The organism is Mesorhizobium sp. BR1-1-3 (assembly GCF_020165455.1).
In the GTDB taxonomy this organism is placed as follows: domain Bacteria; phylum Pseudomonadota; class Alphaproteobacteria; order Rhizobiales; family Rhizobiaceae; genus Mesorhizobium; species Mesorhizobium ciceri.
On sequence record NZ_JAIUIC010000002.1, the window covers coordinates 456077 to 476433 of the forward strand.

The window sequence follows — 20357 nt, forward strand, 5'->3', positions numbered from 1 at the left end:
GTCAGGCTTGTTTCGGCTTGCCGTAGTCATGGGATATCGAACTCCATGACCTTCAGTTGCGTAGCATCGTTGGCTTTCACTACGCTCAGGGAACCGGACTGGGGGGTAGTGGAATCACCCCTCTTCAGGAGGACGGTGAAGTCGGTTTGCACCGACGGGTCATCCCGGCGGTCGAAGAGGTTTACGAAAACCTCGTAGTGGCCCGGCGGGGGATCGTCCGCCCACCTTATGTGTTCGATAGGCTCATTGCTCATTCGGTCAGGGACATTCATATCGATATCATGAGTGCCGCCGCATGCGGGTTGTCGCCGTTTCACTATTTCCCCGCTGGGGCATTTCACGGCAAGATCCAAATCCGTGCGGTTGTTCCAAGTGAGAGCTACCTCCATCTTGCCGTGCAGTCCCTGCTCGCGGTCGACGCGCTTCTTGGCTATCGCCGCCTGATCTAGCGAGGCCTGCTGGCACGAGTTCATATGCTGGCGCAGCCGCCCCTCGATCACAGTGGCCTCAGAAATTAGCTCCTGCGTTCGCAGGCTGGCTTGATCGACGGCTGGCGCCGGCGCGACAAGTGCGCAATACGCGCCCCCGCCCTTTCCGAATGCCGTTACGCCGAAAGGAAGGACCAAGCCGCAGGCGGGCAGCAGCAGCCACGCGGTCGCCCCCGCGAGCGCTATGGGAACAAGCCAAAGCAGCCAGCGGGCGATCGGCCGCCACCGGGAAGGACCGGCGGGCAGCACGGGCCGCTCCACCACTGCATCCGGAACGGGCGTCGGGGGCCGGTCCCGGGCGACCGCAGCAATCTGCCCCCGGCCGCTGGTCTCCGCGTCATGTTTTTCATAACCCCATGCAGTGAGGACGAGCACTCCGTCGCCCCCGTCGGAATCGCCGGAGACCCACACGTTCTCGTCGTCGGGGAATGTCACCGCGTTGCGCAGCGCGGTAGCCGTCGACCGGGCCGCCGGGTCGGTGCGAGCCTCGTGCGCGGCGGCCGCACGGAGAACTGATCGGACGGATTGGTCCAGCCGCGCCTTGTAGACGGACGCCGTTTCGGGCGGGAGGTCTGTCAGGCGGACAAGCGTCTCGTCCCGTTCGGTATACCAGTCGATCCCCGAGCCGTCCTTGCGTGGCACTGGTTCGGCCAGCTCAAGCCCGATGCCTCCGGGGAATTCCCGCCCGAGCACGGCTTGAAGCCTATGGACCGAGCGCTCCGCGGTCGATCCGAGGGATCGCATCAGGCTGAGGGTCGTGGTGGCAACGAACTGGCTCATTGGGCCGGGCCTCCGGCTGGCGCCGGGGCGGCGGGTCCACCGCTTCCGTCGTCGAGGAGTGGACCAAGAATAGAAGAATCTGTCTCGCATCCAGTCTTCGTGAGCTCGGCATTCATTTTAGCGATCCGCTCTTCAATGATGCGGTTGACCTCATCGCTGTTCACGGGAGCTGCCGTCCGCGGCGGAAGCGCCATCGGATAAACGAGGTTGCCAGGCCAAGCCGCGTAGATCAGGCTGGCGGCGAAAACTAGAGAAAGGGCAGCTATGGGCCAAAGCCAAGCCTGCCTATGTCTTGCGGAGGCCGCTGGGTGAGCCTCTTGGGCGGACGCTGCGGTGGGTTCGGGAACAATCACGCGCCGCAGGGGAGACAGTCCGGCGGTGGCGAAACCTCCGACGGCGGCCCAGGACTGCCCCGGCACCCAGGGAGAGATGCCGCTTGGAAGGTAGGGGCCAATTGTCTTCTCGCAGTGCCGCACGAATGCGGCGCGGGAGGAGCGGGCTTCCTCTGGCAGCACCCCCCAATTCGTGAGCACGGCGTTCTCGCCGACGGCGACGATCGAGGCTTCGTCCGCGACGTTGAGCATCGCGCCAACCGTTTCGCCGATTTCCCGGTCTGCCAGCGCCGGACGCAGCGCGTCGATCCGCGCCACCAAAATCGATTCGACCCTGGCGCGCTTTCCTCGGTCGATTTCGCTCAGCTGCTTCGGCTCGTCGTCAAAGCTGCTGAACCACGCCACTGCCAGGCGCCCGCCCTCCTGCTCCTTGGCGTTCGGTTCGGCGAACAGCCGGGACGCATTGTCACCGCACAGTTCGTCTATCCGGGCGAACGTCGTTTCGCAGTCCCGCCACATCGGCTTTCCGGCGACGGCCAACACGTCGCCGGAAAGCGCCGACGTTGAACGAACGAAGTGGACGTTGCCCCCTCGAGCCATTTAAGCACCTTCCCCTTGCCGCAAGAAATCGTTAACTATGCGGCATCCCCTCCGGCATACTTCGACGGAAAAAAACGTAGTGTCAACGAGCGCTCAAGTAGATTCGACTCAGATGCTTAACCTGTAGCGGACCGCAGCCTATTTCCCATCTTAGCGCCAATTCTAGTTGAATTGCATTCTGGCATTGCACATCCCCCATTTGGGGTGGAAATGCAAAAACTGGAGGATTACGGTCGCGCCGGGCCGAATTTGCCGAGCGCAACAGGGGCATTGCCAACGTCAAAAGAAAATGGGGCAACGGGAAAGATCGCGATCTGTCATGAGGTTTCTGGCTAGCCGTCTAACTCGCCTTCCTCCTCGCCAGTCATGACGTCAAAGTCAGCCAACCGCGCTGACTTGTCGGTCAAGACCCGCTTGAAACAGAATAATAGTGACACGGGAAACATGTTTGCGCATCTTTTTTTCTGCGGATACCGAGAGCTCCTACTTAGAGCCGCTGGCTCGTCTCTGGCAGCTCTCGTCGTTCTGGTTGGCATTCAACCAATCGGCGCGCAGACCACGGCAGTGTTCTTCGACTATCCCGGGACCTCACTGAACGGGGTTGTCAGCGCGCAGGTCATCGCACCCCTGCAGGCATGTCGATCCCTTTGCACCTCGCGTTCGGGCTGCGTAGGTTTTGATCACTCGTCCGCCGACAACAGTTGTCGGCTTTTGGCAGGGGTCAGCTCCGCCGGCGAAAGCCGGGCGTCGACAGCAGCTACGCGGAATCTGATCATTGGGTATCGTCCTCCCTCAAACCCGCCCGCAACGCCTTCCGCCGCCCAGCCGAAACCCCAAGTTTCACGCGCGGCGCCGCCGAACATCAGCGGCCGCAAGGTGAGTTATCGATCGATTCCCGGCGACCCCAGGCCGATAGGCTGGGTGTATATCAATGTCTGCAGCGGAGCCCCGGTGGAAGCGGATTCACTTCGCAGTTCTATCAACGGATTTGTTTTTGAGTCATTGCGGCTCATTCCGGGCAGGATTGAACAGTTTGACAGGAGTACCACACCGCAATGTGCGCTCGTACCCAAGGCCGTCGGGTATGCCTCGCCGGGCGCCGAGGAGTGGAGAATCGGAGCGGCGCTAGAGGAGATGCGTCCGCTCCTTCGTCCTGCCGGAGTGGGAACACGGGCGGACGGTCTATTGCCCATGCAAGGTTCCGACCGATACCGCATCGACATATGGCTTAGCCACGAGTGAATTTCCCGGCTACTCTATCGGGCGCAGCAGCTAGGCGTTGATGTCTGCGCGTAAGCCGCTCAATTGCCCAGTTCTAGCCGTGCGATCGTATCAGCAGCCGTCGAGCGCCTTAATGCCTTTGATGTAGTCCTTGCCGCCCTCGTTCACGGTCGTCACTTCCGCGCGGCCAGAACATGCTGTGGCACCCTTCCTGAACGCATAGCTGACGAAGAATAAGTCATCTCCCTTCGCTTCGATGCCGAGAAGCTTAAGGGGCGCCTGCATCCCTCCGTAGAAGCCACTCAGGGCCGCGGCGGAGAGAGGACCCCTGGCGCTCTTTTCAGGGACTACAAACCGCGCCGCCTCCTTGCCGTCCCCAGTGCCGAGGGCCAGGTAAAAGGCCCGCACAACGGTCGCTGCGGTGCCGGGCTGTTCAGTGATGTCCTCTTCAGGCGCGATGCTCCCTACAATGGCCATCAGCGGGGCTCGGCGATTTGCGTTTTTTGGAGCCCATCGATCAACGATGCCGACAGTCACGCGGCGTCCGATCAATGATGCCATGGCGCCCTCCATGCCGCCGACCGGCACGACGTGAACCTCGCGGAAGCTGGAGGCGGAATCAGCAAAGCCCTCGCCCTCAAGGCAAATGTCGGCATCCAGCTCCAGTAAGTAAGTCGGCTCGGGCTGGTCTCCTGTCTGCACGTCTTTATAGTTCGGCGGCCCGGGAAGTATTCGTCGATGGAGATCGCCGCTCAGCCGCGACGGCTGCCCTTTCGAGATATCGTAACAGGCGGCCTGGCCCCCGCTGGCCGCAGCTATGGAAATCAATACGCTTGCCGCAAGTCGTCTCATAGGTCGCTCCCCAAAAAGCCCACTGATGGCATTCATTCATTGAGGCTTCAACCGGTACTTGACCAAATGTATAAACCCTCAGTCGTCTCCGAGAACGATCGTCACTAAAATGTTCAATGAACATTATACTTCTCTGCCCACAGCCAGGTTTGATTGCTGCGGCGTCTTTGGGGCAGCGCGATCCTAATCCTTTGTTCCGCAAGGGTTTGCTGGACGCAGGCTTCAATGCCTATCGGCGCAACAGCTGGCATCAACGCGCTCTGAATTTCCGCGGTCGTCACCGCAAAATCGTCGAAACAAAGCCAGCAGACCACACTGGTGCAGCTTTGCCAGAACCATGACGTGCCATTGGCATTACATGATCTCTTTTTGTTCTCAGAAAGTCGCATAAATGGCAGACTGGAATTGGCACACGCGTGACAGCCCAGCTAGGCGTTATCCAATCGCGCTCCACGGCAGCGGATACGCCGATAGCACCCATGATGGATGGCCATTTACGAGTCTCTGTGTGCAAAAAACGCACACGAAAGTTCCGCTTCTCTTCTTTTTTCGTTCCCACGATGAAGCCGCCGACAGCCCTATTTGGACGCTCTTTTGCCGACGATATTGACCGTTCCATTGCGGACGTTCACTGCGATATCCGTGCCCTTTGTGTCCGATACGGCGTCCAATTTGCCTGGGGTTCCTGGAAGGTTTTCGAACTTTCTGTCTTGCGACTCCCGTTGAGATGCGCGCGCTTCTGAAGGAGGTGGGGCTGTCTGGATCCGCTGTGGTGCAACTGGGTTCGAGTCGGTAGAGAGCTACCGCCAATACCGAGTTCGTCTGCTGACGGGACTTCGCAAGCGAGATCAGCAGAGTCAAATCCTGTCCCCGCAACGACCCCCTGGCCTCGGCGTGATCGCGGCTCGATGCGCTGGGTGAGCCTGTCGCGAGCAACAGGTTCGGGCGGGGTATGTCGATCGCCTAAGCCGCGTCACATAAACTGAACATCGTCCGTTTTGTGTGCCTGTCTACGGATCGTCAAGTTGGCCCAAGGCTGCCGTTCGGCAATGCGCCTCAAGTTGGCCATTGAACTTATCATGGCCGCCGTCCAGAAGCGGACATCCGAGCGGCTAGCCGCAATGGCACCTTTGCGCCCAACAGCGGCCACCTTCCCCTTGCTGGTGCACCCGCTTCTATTGGTTACAAGCATCGGAGCGGCCGTGGACAGGCTGCTACGCGCGTTACCCGGGCTACGGGGTCGAACTCGGTGCGGGGCTTATTTGGCGAAGCGGCTTCGGAATTCGGTAGTGGTGTTGCTGTGGGGGAAGGGTTCGGCCGGGATCGGCACGCCGAGAAAGGCGCACAGGTTCGGCCAGCCTTCGGCCACCTGATAGACCAGCAGGCGCGACGGCGGGAAAGCCGAGATCACTTCGGCGTTGTGGGCTTCGAGCACTTCGATAGCATGGGTTTCGTCGTCGAGACGACCGCTGAAAATTTTCGTCTCTATGACGGCCCGGCCAAAACTTTGCGGGTCGGAGGTCTGGCCCATGGTGTTGAAGATCGTGGCGCGTGCGCTCCTGTACCAGTCCTCGGGGTTGCGAACGGTGAGGATCAGCTTGGCGTCGGGGAAATACTCTGCGAGTTCGCGCCAGAAATAGGCCGTCGGCCAGTCGACTGCCGACTTGTAGCCGGCATAGACGACGTCCCAAGCCACCGGCTCGCCGCGCCCCGCGGCGCGGATCAGGTCGCGGTGCTCGGGGTTAGAGTTGACGTCCTCCATGTGATGGCACGGCCCGAACCCGAGCATTTCAAGCGCCAGGTTCAGAGTGTGCGTGCCGGTGCGGCCGAACCCTGCCCCGATAACAGATAATGCCATGCAATCCTCCTGTGGCGGGAGCGGATCATAGATTGCAGAGGTTGGGAAGGGAGGATGGTCCTGGCGCTCACCCTGAGAGACCAAATCGGCATATCGAGCGATGCGCCGAACTCGCTCTGCCCGAAGGCTACATAGCGGGCCGGCCGGTTACGGCGTCGATAGCGATCCGAGCCGCAGGAACTAGGCGGCAGTCTTCGTTTCCAACATCATAGCCCCGACAAGGGTCGCTTCGGGGCAATTTCGGCCTCGGGCAGTAGGTGGTCGTATGTCCGCATTCTCGTTGCACAGCCCGGACGCTCCCTATCAGCTCCCGGCCCGGAGGGGGTCGTTGAATGGTCCTACAATTCGGATTCGACCGGTGCTCCTGGAAGCTTTTCGAACTTTCTAGGTCGCGCCTCAGCCCGAATTGCGGTTGCTTATGGATAAAGTGGGATTCGGGTTTTGGATAGCTATGAAGGCATCGACTTCTGGCGCGTGCGCCGGATAGCGCGTGGAGGCGACTAAGAAAGACGAGCAAGCCGAGGTTACCGAAGCTGCGGCCCAACCCTCCGCCCGACCGCCTCCCACGCCAGCTCGACCGGCGCATGCATAGGCTGCGCCAAGGCGCAAGCCGTGAGGGAAGGCTGTGGGATAACTCCTACTGCGGTAGCACCCCAACATGCGCCACCGCTTCGGCAGAGGGGTCATGGAGGGCCAGCAGGGCTAGCAGCGCGAACACTGATCCAACGAAGATAGCTCGGACAGGCTAGCAATATGATCCATTTTCGCAGGCTGCACGTGTTCAGGCGCGAATTTGGAATACGTCTGACTGCAATTGTGAAGCCGAATACTCGCTTACTTGCGGGGATCGAGCAGACTGCGGGCTACGTCTTCTATGTGCGTGCGCATAGCGGTTTCCGCTTGCAGGGCGTCGCGACCGCTGATGGCATCCAGAATGGTCTTGTGCTGCTGCGCATAGTGCTCCCGTCGCTCCGGCGTGAGTACAGCCTGACGCAGCTGGCTCCACGTCCTTTGCCGTCTTATCGCATTAAAGCTATCGAAAATTGAAAGCAGGAGTCGATTGCCCGTGACCAGACACAGTGCCCGGTGGAATTGCCCATCCCAAGACTCCCACGCTGCAGGATCTCCCGAGGCTCTTCCTTTCTGAACTAGTCCGAACATATCGGAAATTTGAAGTTCGCTCGCACGCAGCGCTGCCATTCGGGCGATCTGAGGTTCGATCGCTAGGCGTGCCTCTAGCGCCTCGGCCGGGCTCGTGTTTGCGGTAACGAACGACAGTTGTGTCGGTGCTTTCTCGGGACGCGAACCAGCAAAGGTACCCTGACCGACATGGCGCCAGATCCGTCCTTCCGCCTCGAGCCGATCAAGCGCCACCCGCAACCCCATTCGACTGACGTCAAGCTGCCGCGCTAGATCGCGTTCCGGCGGAAGCCGGCTCTGCGGCTGGAAACGGTTCTCACGCAGCATTTCGTCAAGCTTCTGGTGAGCGTAGTCGGACCTCTTCATACTAGACCATTCCGCATTGGCTTATTTTGATTGGCGAGCGCCCACTGTGTGTTGACAGGGCGCAAGCGTTGGGAAATAGATAATGAAACTCATAACAAGAACACTATCAACAAATAGACCAATAAGCAATGGTCCAAATCGTTGGGCCGATAAACAAGGGGAAGGTTGCCAGATGTCTCGTTTCTCCAAGAGTGCCGGTTGTGCCATCGCGCTCGTCTTCGCGGTTGGTGTTGCTCATGCGGCTGAGGTGGCGCCGCCAGCGGATATCGCCAAGGCGGGCAAGATCACGTATTGCGCCGAATTCGGGAACCCGCCGCTCGGTTTCTACGACGAAAACCAGGTTCTGGGCGGTATGGATGTCGATATCGGCACAGAGATCGGGAAGCGGATGGGGGTAAAGGTCGAGTGGAAGGAGACTGCATTCAGCGCGATCGTTCCGGCTCTCCTGGCGAAACAGTGCGATGCCATTCTGTCGCAGCTTTTCGACAAGCCGGCGCGCCGCGAGGTCGTCGACTTTGTCAACTACATGTATTCGAGCCAGTCGCTCTTAGTGGCGAAGGGCAACCCGAAGAATGTCAAGGGACTTGATGATCTTTCGGGTCTCAAGGCCGCAGTGGACAATGGCACGACGATCCAGAGCCTGCTGGACGAGCAGAACAAGAAATTCAAGGAAGCTGGAAAACCTGAGGTAACGGTCACGGTCTTCCCAAAGGATTCCGATGCTCGCCAGGCGCTGCAAATTGGCCAGGTGGATGCATACGGAACCACTCTCGAAACAGCTGCTTTCTTCCTCCAGAAAGCGGGCCATATTTTCGACATTGGCGGCGAGCCGTTCGCTAAGATCAAGACCGGAATCGCCACCCGCAAAGGTGAGGTCGAGATGCATGATGCCGTTCAGAAGGCCTTCGATTCGATGAGGGCCGACGGTACCTACAAGAAGTTACTCGCGAAGTGGGGGCTCGAAGGGGACGCAATCGAATAGGCGGCCTTCATGAACTTCGAATGGGGCGTTTTCTGGGAGTACCTGTTCTGGCCAAGTTCGGTCTATTTGCACGGTCTCTGGCTGACCCTAAGCATTAGCGTGGTCGCTCAGGGCTTCGGAACCGTTCTGGGGCTGTTCATAGCCTTGGCCCGGATTTCGAAGCATCGCCTTCTGCAAGTGCCCGCGCGAATCTTCGTGTGGGGTTTTCGCGGCACGCCATTGCTGGTGCAGATCGTTTTTATTTACACCGGCTTGGCGGCCGCGAACATTTTTCGCTTCGAGGACATCAATCTCGGCTTCGCGACGCTTCCCGGCAATCTGCAGGCAGGACTTCTTGCATTGACGCTGAATGAAGCAGCCTACATGGCGGAGATCATTCGAGCCGGGATCAATTCCGTCAACCTAGGCCAGACGGAAGCGTCAAAGTCCCTGGGAATGACATATGGCCTCTACATGCGCCGCATCATACTGCCGCAAGCAGCGCGCGTAGTTGTCCCGCCGCTGGGCAACGAATTCAACAGCATGCTGAAAAACACGACACTGCTGAGCGTGATTGGCGTCCCCGAACTTCTGCTCGCAACGCAGATGGTTACCTCCGTAACCTTTCGTGTTTTTGAGCTGTATATGGTGGTCGCCTGCTACTATCTGACCCTCACCACGCTCTGGGGCTTTGTCCAGCAGCGGCTCGAGTCACGGTTTGGCGATCCTGCCGCGGCAGCTTCCCGCAAACTTGCATCAAAGGGATACCGGCGCCTGTTCGGTTTTGGACAAATTGGAGAACCGCGATGAGCGATGATCCGGTGGCGGAGCCTGCGATTGTCACCGCGCGCGGAGTGGAAAAACGCTTCGGAGACCTTCAGGTTCTCAAGGGAATCGATCTTACCGTCCGCAAGGGAGAGGTGGTCGTCATCGTTGGTGCGTCGGGGTCGGGCAAGACCACGTTCATACGCTGCATCAATCACCTTGAGAAAATTCAGAAGGGTCGGATCGAGGTCAACGGCCATCTGATCGGCTATCGCGAACGCAATGGTCTGCTTGTTGAAGACAGCGAGCGCAACATCGCTCGTCAACGCTGCGAGATTGGAATGGTCTTTCAGCTGTTCAATCTTTTTCCCCACCTGACGGCCCTCGAAAACATTATCGAAGCGCCGATTCACGTGCGCAAGATTCCGCGTGAGGAAGCGCTCCGAACGGGCCGCGCATTGCTCGCCCGCGTTGGCTTGGCCGAAAAAGAGAACACTTACCCCGCGCAACTGTCTGGTGGTCAGCAACAGCGTGTGGCCATTGCCCGTGCGCTGGCCATGCGTCCTGCCCTTATGCTGTTCGACGAGCCGACCAGTGCGCTCGACCCTGAGATGATTGGCGAAGTCCTGGACGTCATGAAGGAACTCGCCCGCGAGGGCATGACCATGATCGTGGTGAGCCACGAGATGGGCTTCGCGCGCGAAGTGGCAAACCGCGTCATCATGATGCACGGCGGCCAGATAATAGAGGATGCGCCTCCGGAGCAATTCTTCACCGCGCCTGCCCATGAACGGACCGCGGCATTTCTATCTCGAGTCATTGGCAAGCGAGATTGAGGGCGGTACGCATGAACACGATCCGCGATATCCTAAGTTCAGCGCCCTCGAGTGCTCGAGCAATTGGGGCTCCCGCGCGCTCGGACGTCACCTCGGGAGAACTGCTGGCTCTTGTCGATCGAACGGTCATATCTCTCAACAATCTTGGCATTGGGAGGGGTGACAAACTAGCCATCGTCCTTGTCAACGGCCCCGAGATGGTCGCCGCCTTCCTAGCCTGCGCAACCACCTGTACGACAGCTCCACTCAATCCAGCCTACCGCGAGGACGAGTTTTTCTTTTACCTGGATGATCTCAAGGCGAAGGCGCTTCTCGTTGCGGCCGGTAGCAAGAGCCCAGCGCTCGCTGCAGCCGCTCGTGTCGGGATACCGATAATTCACCTGCACGCACGAGAAGAGGGTCCGGCTGGTCTCTTCGATATGTCGGGCACACCGTCGGTGGCCACCACGCCTGGACCGGCGGAATCTGAGGATATCGCCCTGGTCCTCCATACTTCGGGTACGACCTCCAAACCCAAGATAGTGCCGCTTAGTCATACGAACCTGCTGACTTCAGCGGCAAATATCGTAGGGACGCTCAAGCTCGGGCCGTCGGACCGTTGCCTCAACATCATGCCACTCTTTCATATTCACGGTCTGGTGGCGGCCGTGCTGGCAAGCCTGTCGGCTGGCGGCAGTGTCTTCTGTACGCCCGGCTTCAATGCGCTGAAGTTCGTCAGCTGGATGAACGAGGCCAAATCGACCTGGTATACGGCCGTGCCGACGATGCACCAGGCGATTCTGGCGCGCAGCAGTGGCAATGCGGAGCTTATTGCCGCCAACCGGTTGCGGTTCATCCGTTCGAGCTCGGCATCATTGCCATCACCCGTCTTCGCCGAAATGGAGCGCGTTTTTGCGTGCCCGGTTATCGAAGCCTACTCGATGACTGAGAACGCCCATCAGATGACGTCCAATCAGTTGCCGCCAGGCCAGCGCAAGCCAGGAAGTGTCGGCGTCGCTGCGGGACCCGAGGTTGCCATCATGGCCGCGGACGGACGATTGCTTGCTCCCGGACAGGAAGGAGAAATCGTCACACGCGGCGCAAACGTCACGCGTGGCTACGAGAACAACCCGAAAGCGAACGCCGAGGCATTTGCTCACGGCTGGTTTCGCACCGGCGATCAGGGTGTGATGGACGATGACGGTTTTCTTCGCCTTACGGGCCGGCTGAAGGAGATCATCAACCGCGGTGGCGAGAAAATCGCCCCACTTGAGGTCGATGAAGTCTTGATGGCCCACCCTGCGGTTCACCAGGCTGTGACCTTCGCCATACCGCATGACAAGCTTGGTGAGGACGTTGCCGCGGCCATTGTGCTGAGGGAGGGAGCCCAGGTAGGCGAGCGTGATATTCGGGAGTTCGCGGCGGGTCGGCTGGCCGACTTCAAAGTGCCACGACTTGTAGTCTTTGTGCCGGAGATCCCGAAGGGCGCCACGGGCAAGATGCAGCGCATTGGCCTCGCGGCAAAACTTGGGCTCGCATAGGATGGTCAACACCGCATCACGCGCCAAGATTGATTCCGCAGCGGTGCTCGCCCGCTTCAGGGAAGCGAAAGCGAGCGCGATCGGACGCGAACCCCGGAGCTGTCGCGACATTTTGCAATCGTAACTGACAAGCAAATGGGTGGCGCGTCTCAAGGCTCGCCGTTTTCATTCTGTCCGTGCCAATAGGAGTACACTGTGCGCGACTTCCAACTACCTGGCCGCTCTCCGGCAATGGCCATGAACGGCATGGCCGCCACCCACAACCCGCATGCGGCGCGAGTTGCCATTGAGGTGCTGCAAAGTGGAGGCGCGGCAATCGATGCAGCAGTTGCCGCAGCCGCGGTGCTTGCAGTCGTGGAACCGCAGCAAACCGGAATCGGCGGCGACTGCTTTGTCATCATGGCCAAGAACGGCACCGATCAGATTGTTGCCTATAATGGCTCCGGGCGAGCCCCGTCCAGACTTCCGGCCAGCGGACTTGCCGTTGGCGAATCTCAGCTTGAAGATTCAAGCCCGCATGCCGTTACCATCCCGGGCGCTATTGATGCGTGGACCCGGCTCGTGGCGGATCATGGACGCAAGGAGATCGGCGAGCTTCTTGCCCCCGCAATCGCTTTTGCGCGGAATGGATTTCCGGTTCACCCTCGAGTGGCGCAAGATTGGGCTGTGGATGAAGCGCGGTTGCGGCGCGACCCCAATGCAACCCGCGTTTTCCTTCCGCGTGGCCGGGCCGCTCGGGCCGGTGAGATCTTTCGCAACCCCGGTCTGGCTGACGCGCTTAGCCTGATCGCCGCCAAAGGGAGAGATGGTTTCTACAAGGGACCTGTGGCTGAGGATATCGTGAGCTACCTTCGCAGCCTCGGTGGCTATCACACTCTTGATGATTTCGAGATCGCCGCAGGCGAATATGTCGAGCCCGTGCGTACAAACTACCGTGGTATGGAGGTCTGCCAGATCCCGCCCAACAACCAGGGCATCACCGCGCTCCTCATGCTCAACATCCTCGAGGGTTTTGATCTCGCCGCGCTCGAACCTTTGGGGGCTGAGCGCCTGCATCTTGAAATCGAAGCCGGCAGGCTGGCCTACAGGGATCGTGATGCATTCGTCTGCGACACCCGCCATGCGGCTTTTCCGGTGAATGAAATCCTCTCCAAGGACTATGCCGCACGCCTTCGCAATGAAATCCGTCGCGACCGTGTGGCAGACCATCTGCCGCCGCCGCTCATGCGCAAATCGGATACTGTTTACCTGACGGTCGTCGATCGCGATCGCAACTGCGTCAGCTTCATCAATTCGGTCTATTGGGGCTTTGGCTCAACGCGAGTCTCGCCGACCTATGGCATCACGCTTCAAAATCGCGGCATGGGTTTTTCGCTCGATCCTGCTCACCCCAATGCGATAGGACCGGGCAAGCGCCCCCTCCACACGATCATGCCCGGGCTCGCCTTGAAGGATGGTCGGCCATTCCTTTGCTATGGGGTCATGGGGGGCGACTATCAACCTTTCGGACATACGCACGTATTGACCGGTATCGTGGACTTCGGACTCGATCCACAGGAGGCAATCGACCAGCCCCGCGTCTTCTATTCGCTGGGCGACACTCAGGTCGAGCGTGGCGTTCCGATCGGCACGGTCGAGGGGCTCAGAAAGCTCGGCCATCGGCTCGTCGAGGCAACCGAGCCGCTTGGCGGCGGACAAATGATCAAGATCGACTGGTCGGAAGGGGTGCTCATCGGAGGTTCGGATGCTCGCATGGACGGCTGCGCCCTTGGCTACTAGGTCCCCGACCCACCATACGCCATCGGCTCCTTTACTGCCGTCAGTTGGAGCCTCGTCGCGCGGGGTGGATCGGGTGCGGGTGTACTGGTCGACAATGCAACAGGCGATTGGCTGATGCGGATCTGCGTGTTTGGCGCGGGAGCGATCGGCGGTCTCGTCGGTGCCAGGCTTGCCGCACAAGGCGACGCCGAGGTGAGTCTCGTTGCCAGAGGTGCCCACCTTGCCGTTATTCGCGAAACGGGTTTGACGCTTAAGTCGGAAGATAGCGAGACCACCGTCACCGTGCGCGCGACAGACCAGGCCGCCGATCTCGGCCCCCAGGATTATGTCTTCCTGGCGCTCAAGGCCCATTCGCTTCCCGGCATCATTGAAAACCTGAAGCCGCTTCTGGGCCCTGAAACGGCGGTGGTCACGGCGCAGAATGGCGTGCCCTGGTGGTACTTTTACAAGCATGGCGGCGTGCACGAAGGCCGCCGCATCGAGTCCGTCGATCCGAAGGGGGTGCTGTGGGAGACGATCGGACCTCAGCGCGTGATCGGCTGTGTCGTGCATCCGGCCGCCGAAATCGAGTCTCCCGGCGTCATTCGACATATCGAAGGCGATCGCCTACCGATCGGCGAGCCTTCAGGCGAGAGGACCGAGCGCACCGCCAATCTGGCCGCTCTCCTCGCGTCGGCTGGATTCAGGGCGCCAATCCGCACGCAAATCCGCAATGAGATCTGGGTGAAGCTGTGGGGCAATCTCTCGTTCAACCCAGTTTCCGCTCTGACCGGCGGAAAGCTCGATGAAATCTGCGCCGATCCAGGCACGCGGGCGATCATTCTGGCAATGATGGTCGAAGCTCAGACGATCGGCGAGGCGCTGGGGGCAAATTTCGGGGTCGATGTCGATCGACGGATTGCCGGCGCGGCCGCGGTCGGCAAGCACAAGACATCAATGCTGCAGGATCTGGAACTTGGCCGGCCGATGGAGATCGATGCTCTGGTGTCGGCGGTCCAGGAGCTAGGCCGTCTCACCCGCCATGCGACCCCGACGATCGATATCGTCGAGGCGCTCATTCGGCAACGTGCCAAACTCGCCGGCTGTCTTTGACGACCACCCCCTTCACGCCATTTGATCGGCGCTCATTGTTGCTGCCGCCGCCCGGATCACTGTCCGGGATGAAAGCCCGATCGGCGCGCAAGCGCAACGCACGGAGCGTTGCTTCATTCTAATTGAGGTCTATGTTGCAGCCCCACGTATCAATCAAGTTTATCCAAATTTCTAATTTGAGTGTATTCCCGAATTGTGCGCTCCATTTTCTCACGATGAGATCGCATAGAGATTGAAACTTTTGCTGTAAATCATGGTCACTGGTTGAAATCTTTATTACGACATCTGGAACTGCGGAAGACTGCACTGCCAAGGAATTAAATTCTATTGCTGTACACTGATTTAACTCGATGATGATATCGTGATCAGGAACGTTGAGAATCCTTTTTGTGGCCTGGTAAAGGATGTCCATCATCGGGGCGCTGTGGTCGGCCAAGCGTTGCTGTGTTTCAGTGGATTTAGGGAAAATTTCAATGTACGCCATTTGACTATAAGCCCTCTTAATTTCGTGCTCTGTTCGCGATTGTTAAATATAAGAATTAACCCAGTGATGTAGTCGGCTAATATGCGTTATTTATCTCTGATTTTTACTTCCATCAGCTCTATGGGAAATCCAATGGACGGCTCCATGTCCATCTTTACCTCTCTAGAGAATTCAGATGAAAGCGTGTCAGTCACCTTCCACCCCAGCTTTGATAGCCGGTCCAATTCTGCGTCCATATTAGGGGTGAGGAAGCCAATTTCACTCAAGTGCCCAATTGGTGCACCGCACCCGGTATCGTATCCCAGCCGTTGTTTTTCGAGCGGCTCCATTAGTTCAAGATAGAAATCGTCGTTCACCCACGCACCGCTGACAAAAGCTTCCCCCTTGAATAAATTTCCTTCAACGCGAGTAAAACCTCCTTTGCCGATACCAAAAGACTCAGACAGCAACCTTTCCGTGCGACCGATATCCTCAACCCGAATGCAGACGTGGTTCATGATGAGCCTCTGTTCCTGATCGCATTTTTTAACCAGGCGCATCATTCGGCCCTCAAAGCCTTCTTCCCTGTTTTGATTTTCCATAGCTAATTCCTCCGATGGTTTCGCCAAACAAAAGTACGAGATACTGACAAGATCAGTCGTCAAAGCGCGGGCAACCAATTAGTCGTGGCTGTCGACGCAAGCGGCAACTCGCTCCTTGAGGTCAATCCCCTCCCTTAGGCCGGGTCGGCCAAAACATCCGGCGAGGCACAGGCGCATCTAACCTCCCGGCGCGACAACATTGAGGACGCAGCGACCAATCGCATCGAGGCAGTATCCCCCTTCGAGCACAAACATGTGGGGGCGGCCCAAGGATGCAACGGCTTCGCCAATCCGGTTGAAATCAGCCAACTCCAAGGCCAGACGTCCTGCGGGATCCTTGGCATAGCTATCCACGCCAAGCGCCACCACCATGTAGTCTGGAGAATAGTCGTGCAGCCTCTCGAGCGCGGTCGTCAAACCTTCGCTGTAGCCCGACCAGTCGGTGCCGGGTTGGAGTGGCAGGTTCAAATTGAAGCCTTCGCCGGCGTCGGCGCCGATCTCGTCGGCGTACCCGGAGAAATAGGGATAATCCACCGCGGGATCGGCATGGAGAGAGATGGAAAGGACATCGGACCTGGTCCAGAAGATGTCTTGAGAACCGTTGCCATGGTGAGCGTCAATGTCCAGGATCGCGACCCGAGCGCCATCTCGCGTCAGTTCCTGTGCGGCCAGCGCGGTATGGTTGGTGTAACTCGTACCTCCACCCATGTTCCAGCAGGCATGATGCCCCGGAGGACGAGCCAGGACCAGGCCCGGCAATCCAGCGACGCGAAGGTCCCCGGCAGCCTGAAGTGAAGCCCCTGCTGCGCCCAAGGTTGCAGGCCACATCGCCGGCGTGATCGTGCTCACCCCGTCGAACATGTAGTAGGCGATCTTGCCTTCTATCGCGCTTGGGCATCGCGGCGGCCGGTTGCGGTGCGGCCAGACGAAGCCGACGCCGTCGAGTTCGGTTCCGAATGAGCTAGACCATTCATCCCAGGCCGTGGCGAGGAAATCCAGGTAGTCTGCGGAATGAATGGTGCGCAGATCTACCTTCGATGCGGGTGCACAGTCCAAGACATCGGTGTGGCCCGCCTGCCGTAAGACATCCAGAACAGCGCTGGTGCGCTCCGCCACGTCCAGCGTTGGGATGAACCTCCCAGGGGTGAGCTCGACTTTGGATTGATGCTCCAGATGAGCATCGCACTTGTAGATCTTCATCTGCTGATCCCCGGTTGGCTCAGGCGCTATTTGCGATCCGAAGATCGGGTGGCACATCTGTCAGCGCGGTGTGAAGGGCTTCAAAGCACCGGTCGGCGTCGGCGGTGCTGAAGGCCAATGGCGGCCTTATCTTGATGATGTTTCCGAAGGGACCGGTCGAGGCAACCAGGACACCGAGGCTCTTCATCCGTTCACGCACCCAGCGGGCCGCGAGTTTCGCGGGAGCGCGCGAGGTCCGGTCGAGGACAAGCTCGGCTCCGTAGAAAAGGCCGCGCCCATGGATGTGGCCGACAAGCTCGTGCGTGCCGATCAAACCGTCGAGAGATGCCTTGAGATGCGCGCCGACACGCTCGGCGTTGCCTTGCAGGTTCTCGCCCTGCAGCACGTCCAAGGTGGCGTTGGCGACAACCGTCGAGACCGTGTTGCCGCCGAAGGTGTTGAAATAGCCAGTGCGACGCTGGAACTCCAGGGCGATTTCGCGACGCGTCACGAGCGCGGCGATGGGGTGCCCGTTGCCCATCGGCTTTCCCATGGTGACTATGTCGGGACGAACATCGAATGCCTCGAAGCCCCACATATGCGTGCCCGATCTTCCGAAGCCCATTTGGACTTCGTCGGCGATGCACAACGCTCCTGAACGGCTCGCTTTCTCGAAGGCAAGGCGCATGTAGTCGCCCGGCGGGACCAAGGCGCCGTTGCCGTCAAAGATCGAGTCAATCAGCAGCGCTGCAGCGCCCGATCCCCTTGCTCCAAGGCGGACCGCTGCTTCGGTCACGTGATCGGCGTAGCGTTCCCCCAAATCGGCCTGGTCGCCTCGATGGATGCCCCGGTAGACATTAGGGGGCGGCACCGCCTCGACCCAGCTCGGCTTGTCCTTGATGTCGTATTCCAGCAACGAAAGCGGCGCGACCACCGATGTGTTGCCATGATAGCTGTTTTCTGTGATGATCACGCCTTCGTTGCCGGTAACCGACCGGGCAATGCGAACCGCCAGGTCGTTGGCTTCCGAGCCGGTACAGACAAAGATCCAGGTATCCAGGCCTTCGGGGAGGGTCGCAGTCAGCCGCTCTCCCAGCCGCAGGATCTCGCTGTGAAGATAGCGGGAGTTGGTGTTGAGCGTGGCCGCCTGCTGGGCGAGCGCCTGCACCACATAGGGATGGCAATGCCCCACATTGGCGACGTTGTTGTAACAATCCAGGTACTCCGTCCCGGAGGCGTCGAAGAGTTTTGTGCCGCGACCACGCACGAGTTCCAGCGGCTCGTTGTAGAAGGTGTAGGCCTCGCCCAAGACCGATTGCCTGCGGAACATCAGGGCTTGGATATCGGTCGTAGTCTGTTCCACCACGGGCGATGAAATCGGCGTGGGCACCACGGAGGGGGTCATCGAGGCGACGAACGCGTTGCCATCGATGTTGGCGAGGCGTGATACGGCAGCCGAATACAGGGTTTGCAGTTCGTCGAGGTGCTGGTCGTGCCGGCCGTTGACTGCAGCCTGGTAGCGGACGAGCCCGACCTGCAGGATCAGCCGGGCAAGCACCAGATCCTTGAGCACCGCCAGATCGGCGGCCTCCAGTGGCATATATCTCTGGTAGCCGCGCACAATTGCTGATGCAGCAGCCACGGGTTCCGGGCTCCAATGGATGAAAGACGCTACAGCGACGGCGAGGTCCTGCGCGACCGTCCCATAGACCATGTCGCCAAAGTCGATAACCCCCACAACTTCGAGCAAAGGCTCGGCCCGGACCAGAACGTTGCTCTCGTGGAAATCATTGTAGATGACCTGGGATCGGAGGCGGGGCAGCGCCGCAAGGGTTGATCCGGCGAAGTGCTCCAATGCCCGGTCGACGTCTTGGCGGATTTCTTCTGGGATATAGTCCCGCAGCCAATCACCAAGGAGCAGGCCATTTGCCAGGTCCCACGGCATCGGTCGAACGGCACCGCGATGATTGAACCCTTGCAGCGCCCTGGCCAGGCGGCCGTGCGCCGCCCCGAGAGTCAAAAGTTCGTCGGTGGAGAGCTTGAACCCTCGTTGACCCAACTGGTCCATGACAGTCGTACCGGAGACGAACGAGAGAGCGCGTAAACGGTGTTCTCTACCCTCTCCATCCGAAATGCTGGAAAGCAGGTCGCTTCCAAGGGTCCTGCGCACTCGCGGGACCTGGAGCGCCGGATCGACCCTTTCGATATGTTCAAGCGCTTTCGCCTGAAAGATGATACTTTCCTCATCCTCTTCGAGAGATGCGATCTTGACGACAAACCTCTCGCCGGCGGCAGTGACAAGACGATAGTTCTGTTCTCTTTCCCCTCCCAGCTGATGCCATTCGCCTGCCAGCCCGTAGTGCTCGAGCACATGGTCTGCGACCGGCTTCAGGTCCAGTTGCGGCGCCTTGATGCTGCGCAGGAGCGCACGCGCTTCAGTCTCGGTGATCTTCGTTTGCATGGCCGAACTGGTACCTCGATTTCGACGCCCGGCCAGCTACGCCGTCATGGCGGACGTGAGGGCGTCGCCCAGATCCTGGCGTCTCATGTACCCTACCGTTCTGCCCGTGGAATTGCCGAAGGCGATCACGCTGGCCCCGCCCTGAAATGTTTCCGCGACTTTTCGGAGTGTAACCTCAGCCTCGAGTTGCACGTCGAAAGCGCCCGGCTCTCCATGCTGCATGAAATTTTCCGCCGTCAGTATTCGACTGCGTTCCGCGCTCGCGGTGAATGCCCTCACATAGGAATCCGCAGGATTCAGGATCAGTTCCGCCGCGCTGCCGGTCTGGACCAGTTGGCCCTTGCGCAAAAGGGCGATGCGATCTCCAACGCGTGCGGCCTCATTGAAGTCATGGGTCACGAACACGGCTGTCTTGGAGAGCGTTTTCTGCAGCCTGAGAATTTCGTCCTGCATCTCTTCGCGAATGAGTGGATCGAGCGCTGAAAAGGGCTCGTCCAGCAGCCAAAGGCTCGGATTGGTTGAGAGGCTGCGAGCAATGCCGACGCGCTGCTGTTGGCCTCCGGAGAGCTCATAAGGATAATGATCCTCTTTGCCGGACAACCCGACAAGCCCAATCATATCGAGCGCCTTCTGCTTTCGCGCAGCTGCGCGCACACCTTGAATCTCCAGTGGCAACTCCACATTGCCGACCACGGTACGGTGGGGAAGCAGCGCAAAATTCTGGAACACCATGCTCATGTGCGTACGGCGGAGCAGTTGCAGGCTCTTTTCAGGCACGGCGCGTAAGTCCTGACCCTCGAAGCACAACGCTCCTTCCGATGGCTCCACCAGGCGCGTCAAGCATCTCAGCAGAGTGGACTTTCCGGACCCCGACAGTCCCATGATGACCAGGATCTCGCCCTTGGCCACGGAGAGATCGACGCCGGCCAACGCGACGAAACCGCCGCGCTGCTCCACAGAGGAGATGTTCTCACTCAGCGGCAATTCGGGATCGATACTATGCGCCTTGGCCGGTCCGTAAATCTTCCAAAGGTTCTTGCAACTCAACATGGCTATCCCCGA

18 protein-coding genes are annotated in these 20357 nt (G+C 59.4%); 8 read left to right on the plus strand and 10 right to left on the minus strand.

The features are described 5' to 3' along the window. Positions 1–26: 26 nt before the first annotated feature. Together LB559_RS06485 and LB559_RS06490 are read right to left on the minus strand one after the other, a co-directional pair. On the minus strand, positions 27–1268 hold the full coding sequence (locus LB559_RS06485) for a hypothetical protein (RefSeq protein WP_095804222.1): 1242 nt from the start codon (positions 1266–1268) through the stop codon (positions 27–29). Next, on the minus strand, positions 1265–2200 hold the full coding sequence (locus tag LB559_RS06490) for a hypothetical protein (protein WP_126070477.1): 936 nt from the start codon (positions 2198–2200) through the stop codon (positions 1265–1267). Before LB559_RS06490 ends, LB559_RS06485 begins: the two co-directional genes overlap by 4 nt. Before the next feature lie 444 nt (positions 2201–2644). Between LB559_RS06490 and LB559_RS33090 the strand changes: the two genes are divergently transcribed. Then, positions 2645–3442, plus strand: coding sequence for a PAN domain-containing protein (locus tag LB559_RS33090; protein ID WP_411970032.1), 798 nt, complete (start codon positions 2645–2647; stop codon positions 3440–3442). A gap of 90 nt (positions 3443–3532) precedes the next feature. Here LB559_RS33090 and LB559_RS06495 read toward each other — a convergent pair whose 3' ends face one another. Next, on the minus strand, positions 3533–4273 hold the full coding sequence (locus LB559_RS06495) for a hypothetical protein (protein WP_126070476.1): 741 nt from the start codon (positions 4271–4273) through the stop codon (positions 3533–3535). Between the two features lie 116 nt (positions 4274–4389). Between LB559_RS06495 and LB559_RS06500 the strand changes: the two genes are divergently transcribed. Then, on the plus strand, positions 4390–4614 hold the full coding sequence (locus LB559_RS06500) for a hypothetical protein (protein ID WP_126070475.1): 225 nt from the start codon (positions 4390–4392) through the stop codon (positions 4612–4614). Positions 4615–5531: 917 nt separating this feature from the next. Here LB559_RS06500 and LB559_RS06505 read toward each other — a convergent pair. After that, positions 5532–6131: a sulfotransferase family protein gene (locus LB559_RS06505; RefSeq protein WP_126070474.1), complete on the minus strand. Its 600-nt coding sequence runs from the start codon at positions 6129–6131 to the stop codon at positions 5532–5534. A gap of 834 nt (positions 6132–6965) precedes the next feature. Then, the gene (locus LB559_RS06510) at positions 6966–7637 is read right to left on the minus strand and encodes a FadR/GntR family transcriptional regulator (RefSeq protein ID WP_126070473.1); all 672 of its coding nucleotides are present in this window, start codon (positions 7635–7637) and stop codon (positions 6966–6968) included. Positions 7638–7809: 172 nt separating this feature from the next. On the opposite strand from LB559_RS06510, the gene LB559_RS06515 reads away from it, so the two are divergent. The 6 genes from LB559_RS06515 to LB559_RS06540 all read left to right on the plus strand — a co-directional run bounded on the left by LB559_RS06515 (position 7810) and on the right by LB559_RS06540 (position 14590). After that, positions 7810–8619, plus strand: a complete 810-nt coding sequence (locus tag LB559_RS06515; protein WP_126070472.1) for an ABC transporter substrate-binding protein — start codon at positions 7810–7812, stop codon at positions 8617–8619. 9 nt (positions 8620–8628) lie between these two features. After that, complete coding sequence (locus LB559_RS06520; RefSeq protein WP_126070471.1) at positions 8629–9408, plus strand: amino acid ABC transporter permease; 780 nt, start codon at positions 8629–8631, stop codon at positions 9406–9408. Then, on the plus strand, positions 9405–10199 hold the full coding sequence (locus tag LB559_RS06525) for an amino acid ABC transporter ATP-binding protein (protein ID WP_126070470.1): 795 nt from the start codon (positions 9405–9407) through the stop codon (positions 10197–10199). Before LB559_RS06520 ends, LB559_RS06525 begins: the two co-directional genes overlap by 4 nt. Before the next feature lie 11 nt (positions 10200–10210). Beyond that, a complete protein-coding gene (locus LB559_RS06530) occupies positions 10211–11719 on the plus strand; it encodes an acyl--CoA ligase (RefSeq protein WP_126070469.1) in 1509 nt (502 codons plus the stop codon). Positions 11720–11914: 195 nt separating this feature from the next. After that, the gene (ggt, locus tag LB559_RS06535) at positions 11915–13498 is read left to right on the plus strand and encodes a gamma-glutamyltransferase (protein WP_126070468.1); all 1584 of its coding nucleotides are present in this window, start codon (positions 11915–11917) and stop codon (positions 13496–13498) included. 114 nt (positions 13499–13612) lie between these two features. Further along, positions 13613–14590 (plus strand): 2-dehydropantoate 2-reductase, encoded by a 978-nt coding sequence (locus tag LB559_RS06540; protein WP_126070467.1) that lies wholly within the window; start codon positions 13613–13615, stop codon positions 14588–14590. A gap of 118 nt (positions 14591–14708) precedes the next feature. On the opposite strand, the gene LB559_RS06545 is transcribed toward LB559_RS06540, so the two are convergent. The 5 genes from LB559_RS06545 to LB559_RS06565 form a co-directional block, all read right to left on the minus strand. Next, positions 14709–15074, minus strand: a complete 366-nt coding sequence (locus tag LB559_RS06545) for a hypothetical protein (RefSeq protein WP_126070466.1) — start codon at positions 15072–15074, stop codon at positions 14709–14711. A gap of 86 nt (positions 15075–15160) precedes the next feature. Then, positions 15161–15655, minus strand: a complete 495-nt coding sequence (locus LB559_RS06550) for a VOC family protein (RefSeq protein WP_126070465.1) — start codon at positions 15653–15655, stop codon at positions 15161–15163. Between the two features lie 177 nt (positions 15656–15832). Continuing rightward, a complete protein-coding gene (locus tag LB559_RS06555) occupies positions 15833–16855 on the minus strand; it encodes a histone deacetylase family protein (protein ID WP_164548778.1) in 1023 nt (340 codons plus the stop codon). A gap of 19 nt (positions 16856–16874) precedes the next feature. Next, positions 16875–19295 (minus strand): aminotransferase class III-fold pyridoxal phosphate-dependent enzyme, encoded by a 2421-nt coding sequence (locus tag LB559_RS06560; protein WP_126070463.1) that lies wholly within the window; start codon positions 19293–19295, stop codon positions 16875–16877. A 36-nt stretch (positions 19296–19331) separates the two neighbouring features. Beyond that, positions 19332–20345 carry an ATP-binding cassette domain-containing protein gene (locus LB559_RS06565; RefSeq protein WP_126070462.1) on the minus strand — a complete coding sequence of 338 codons (1014 nt, stop codon included), beginning with the start codon at positions 20343–20345 and terminating at the stop codon, positions 19332–19334. Between the last annotated feature and the right edge of the window lie 12 nt (positions 20346–20357).

What these genes read in the sequence shown, in the direction of transcription:
- LB559_RS06485 (WP_095804222.1), bottom strand. Translation starts at nt 1,268, where the DNA reads ATGAGCCAGTTCGTTGCCACCACGACCCTCAGCCTGATGCGATCCCTC.
- LB559_RS06490 (WP_126070477.1), bottom strand. Translation starts at nt 2,200, where the DNA reads ATGGCTCGAGGGGGCAACGTCCACTTCGTTCGTTCAACGTCGGCGCTT.
- LB559_RS33090 (WP_411970032.1), top strand. Translation starts at nt 2,645, where the DNA reads ATGTTTGCGCATCTTTTTTTCTGCGGATACCGAGAGCTCCTACTTAGA.
- LB559_RS06495 (WP_126070476.1), bottom strand. Translation starts at nt 4,273, where the DNA reads ATGAGACGACTTGCGGCAAGCGTATTGATTTCCATAGCTGCGGCCAGC.
- LB559_RS06500 (WP_126070475.1), top strand. Translation starts at nt 4,390, where the DNA reads ATGAACATTATACTTCTCTGCCCACAGCCAGGTTTGATTGCTGCGGCG.
- LB559_RS06505 (WP_126070474.1), bottom strand. Translation starts at nt 6,131, where the DNA reads ATGGCATTATCTGTTATCGGGGCAGGGTTCGGCCGCACCGGCACGCAC.
- LB559_RS06510 (WP_126070473.1), bottom strand. Translation starts at nt 7,637, where the DNA reads ATGAAGAGGTCCGACTACGCTCACCAGAAGCTTGACGAAATGCTGCGT.
- LB559_RS06515 (WP_126070472.1), top strand. Translation starts at nt 7,810, where the DNA reads ATGTCTCGTTTCTCCAAGAGTGCCGGTTGTGCCATCGCGCTCGTCTTC.
- LB559_RS06520 (WP_126070471.1), top strand. Translation starts at nt 8,629, where the DNA reads ATGAACTTCGAATGGGGCGTTTTCTGGGAGTACCTGTTCTGGCCAAGT.
- LB559_RS06525 (WP_126070470.1), top strand. Translation starts at nt 9,405, where the DNA reads ATGAGCGATGATCCGGTGGCGGAGCCTGCGATTGTCACCGCGCGCGGA.
- LB559_RS06530 (WP_126070469.1), top strand. Translation starts at nt 10,211, where the DNA reads ATGAACACGATCCGCGATATCCTAAGTTCAGCGCCCTCGAGTGCTCGA.
- LB559_RS06540 (WP_126070467.1), top strand. Translation starts at nt 13,613, where the DNA reads ATGCGGATCTGCGTGTTTGGCGCGGGAGCGATCGGCGGTCTCGTCGGT.
- LB559_RS06545 (WP_126070466.1), bottom strand. Translation starts at nt 15,074, where the DNA reads ATGGCGTACATTGAAATTTTCCCTAAATCCACTGAAACACAGCAACGC.
- LB559_RS06550 (WP_126070465.1), bottom strand. Translation starts at nt 15,655, where the DNA reads ATGGAAAATCAAAACAGGGAAGAAGGCTTTGAGGGCCGAATGATGCGC.
- LB559_RS06555 (WP_164548778.1), bottom strand. Translation starts at nt 16,855, where the DNA reads ATGAAGATCTACAAGTGCGATGCTCATCTGGAGCATCAATCCAAAGTC.
- LB559_RS06560 (WP_126070463.1), bottom strand. Translation starts at nt 19,295, where the DNA reads ATGCAAACGAAGATCACCGAGACTGAAGCGCGTGCGCTCCTGCGCAGC.
- LB559_RS06565 (WP_126070462.1), bottom strand. Translation starts at nt 20,345, where the DNA reads ATGTTGAGTTGCAAGAACCTTTGGAAGATTTACGGACCGGCCAAGGCG.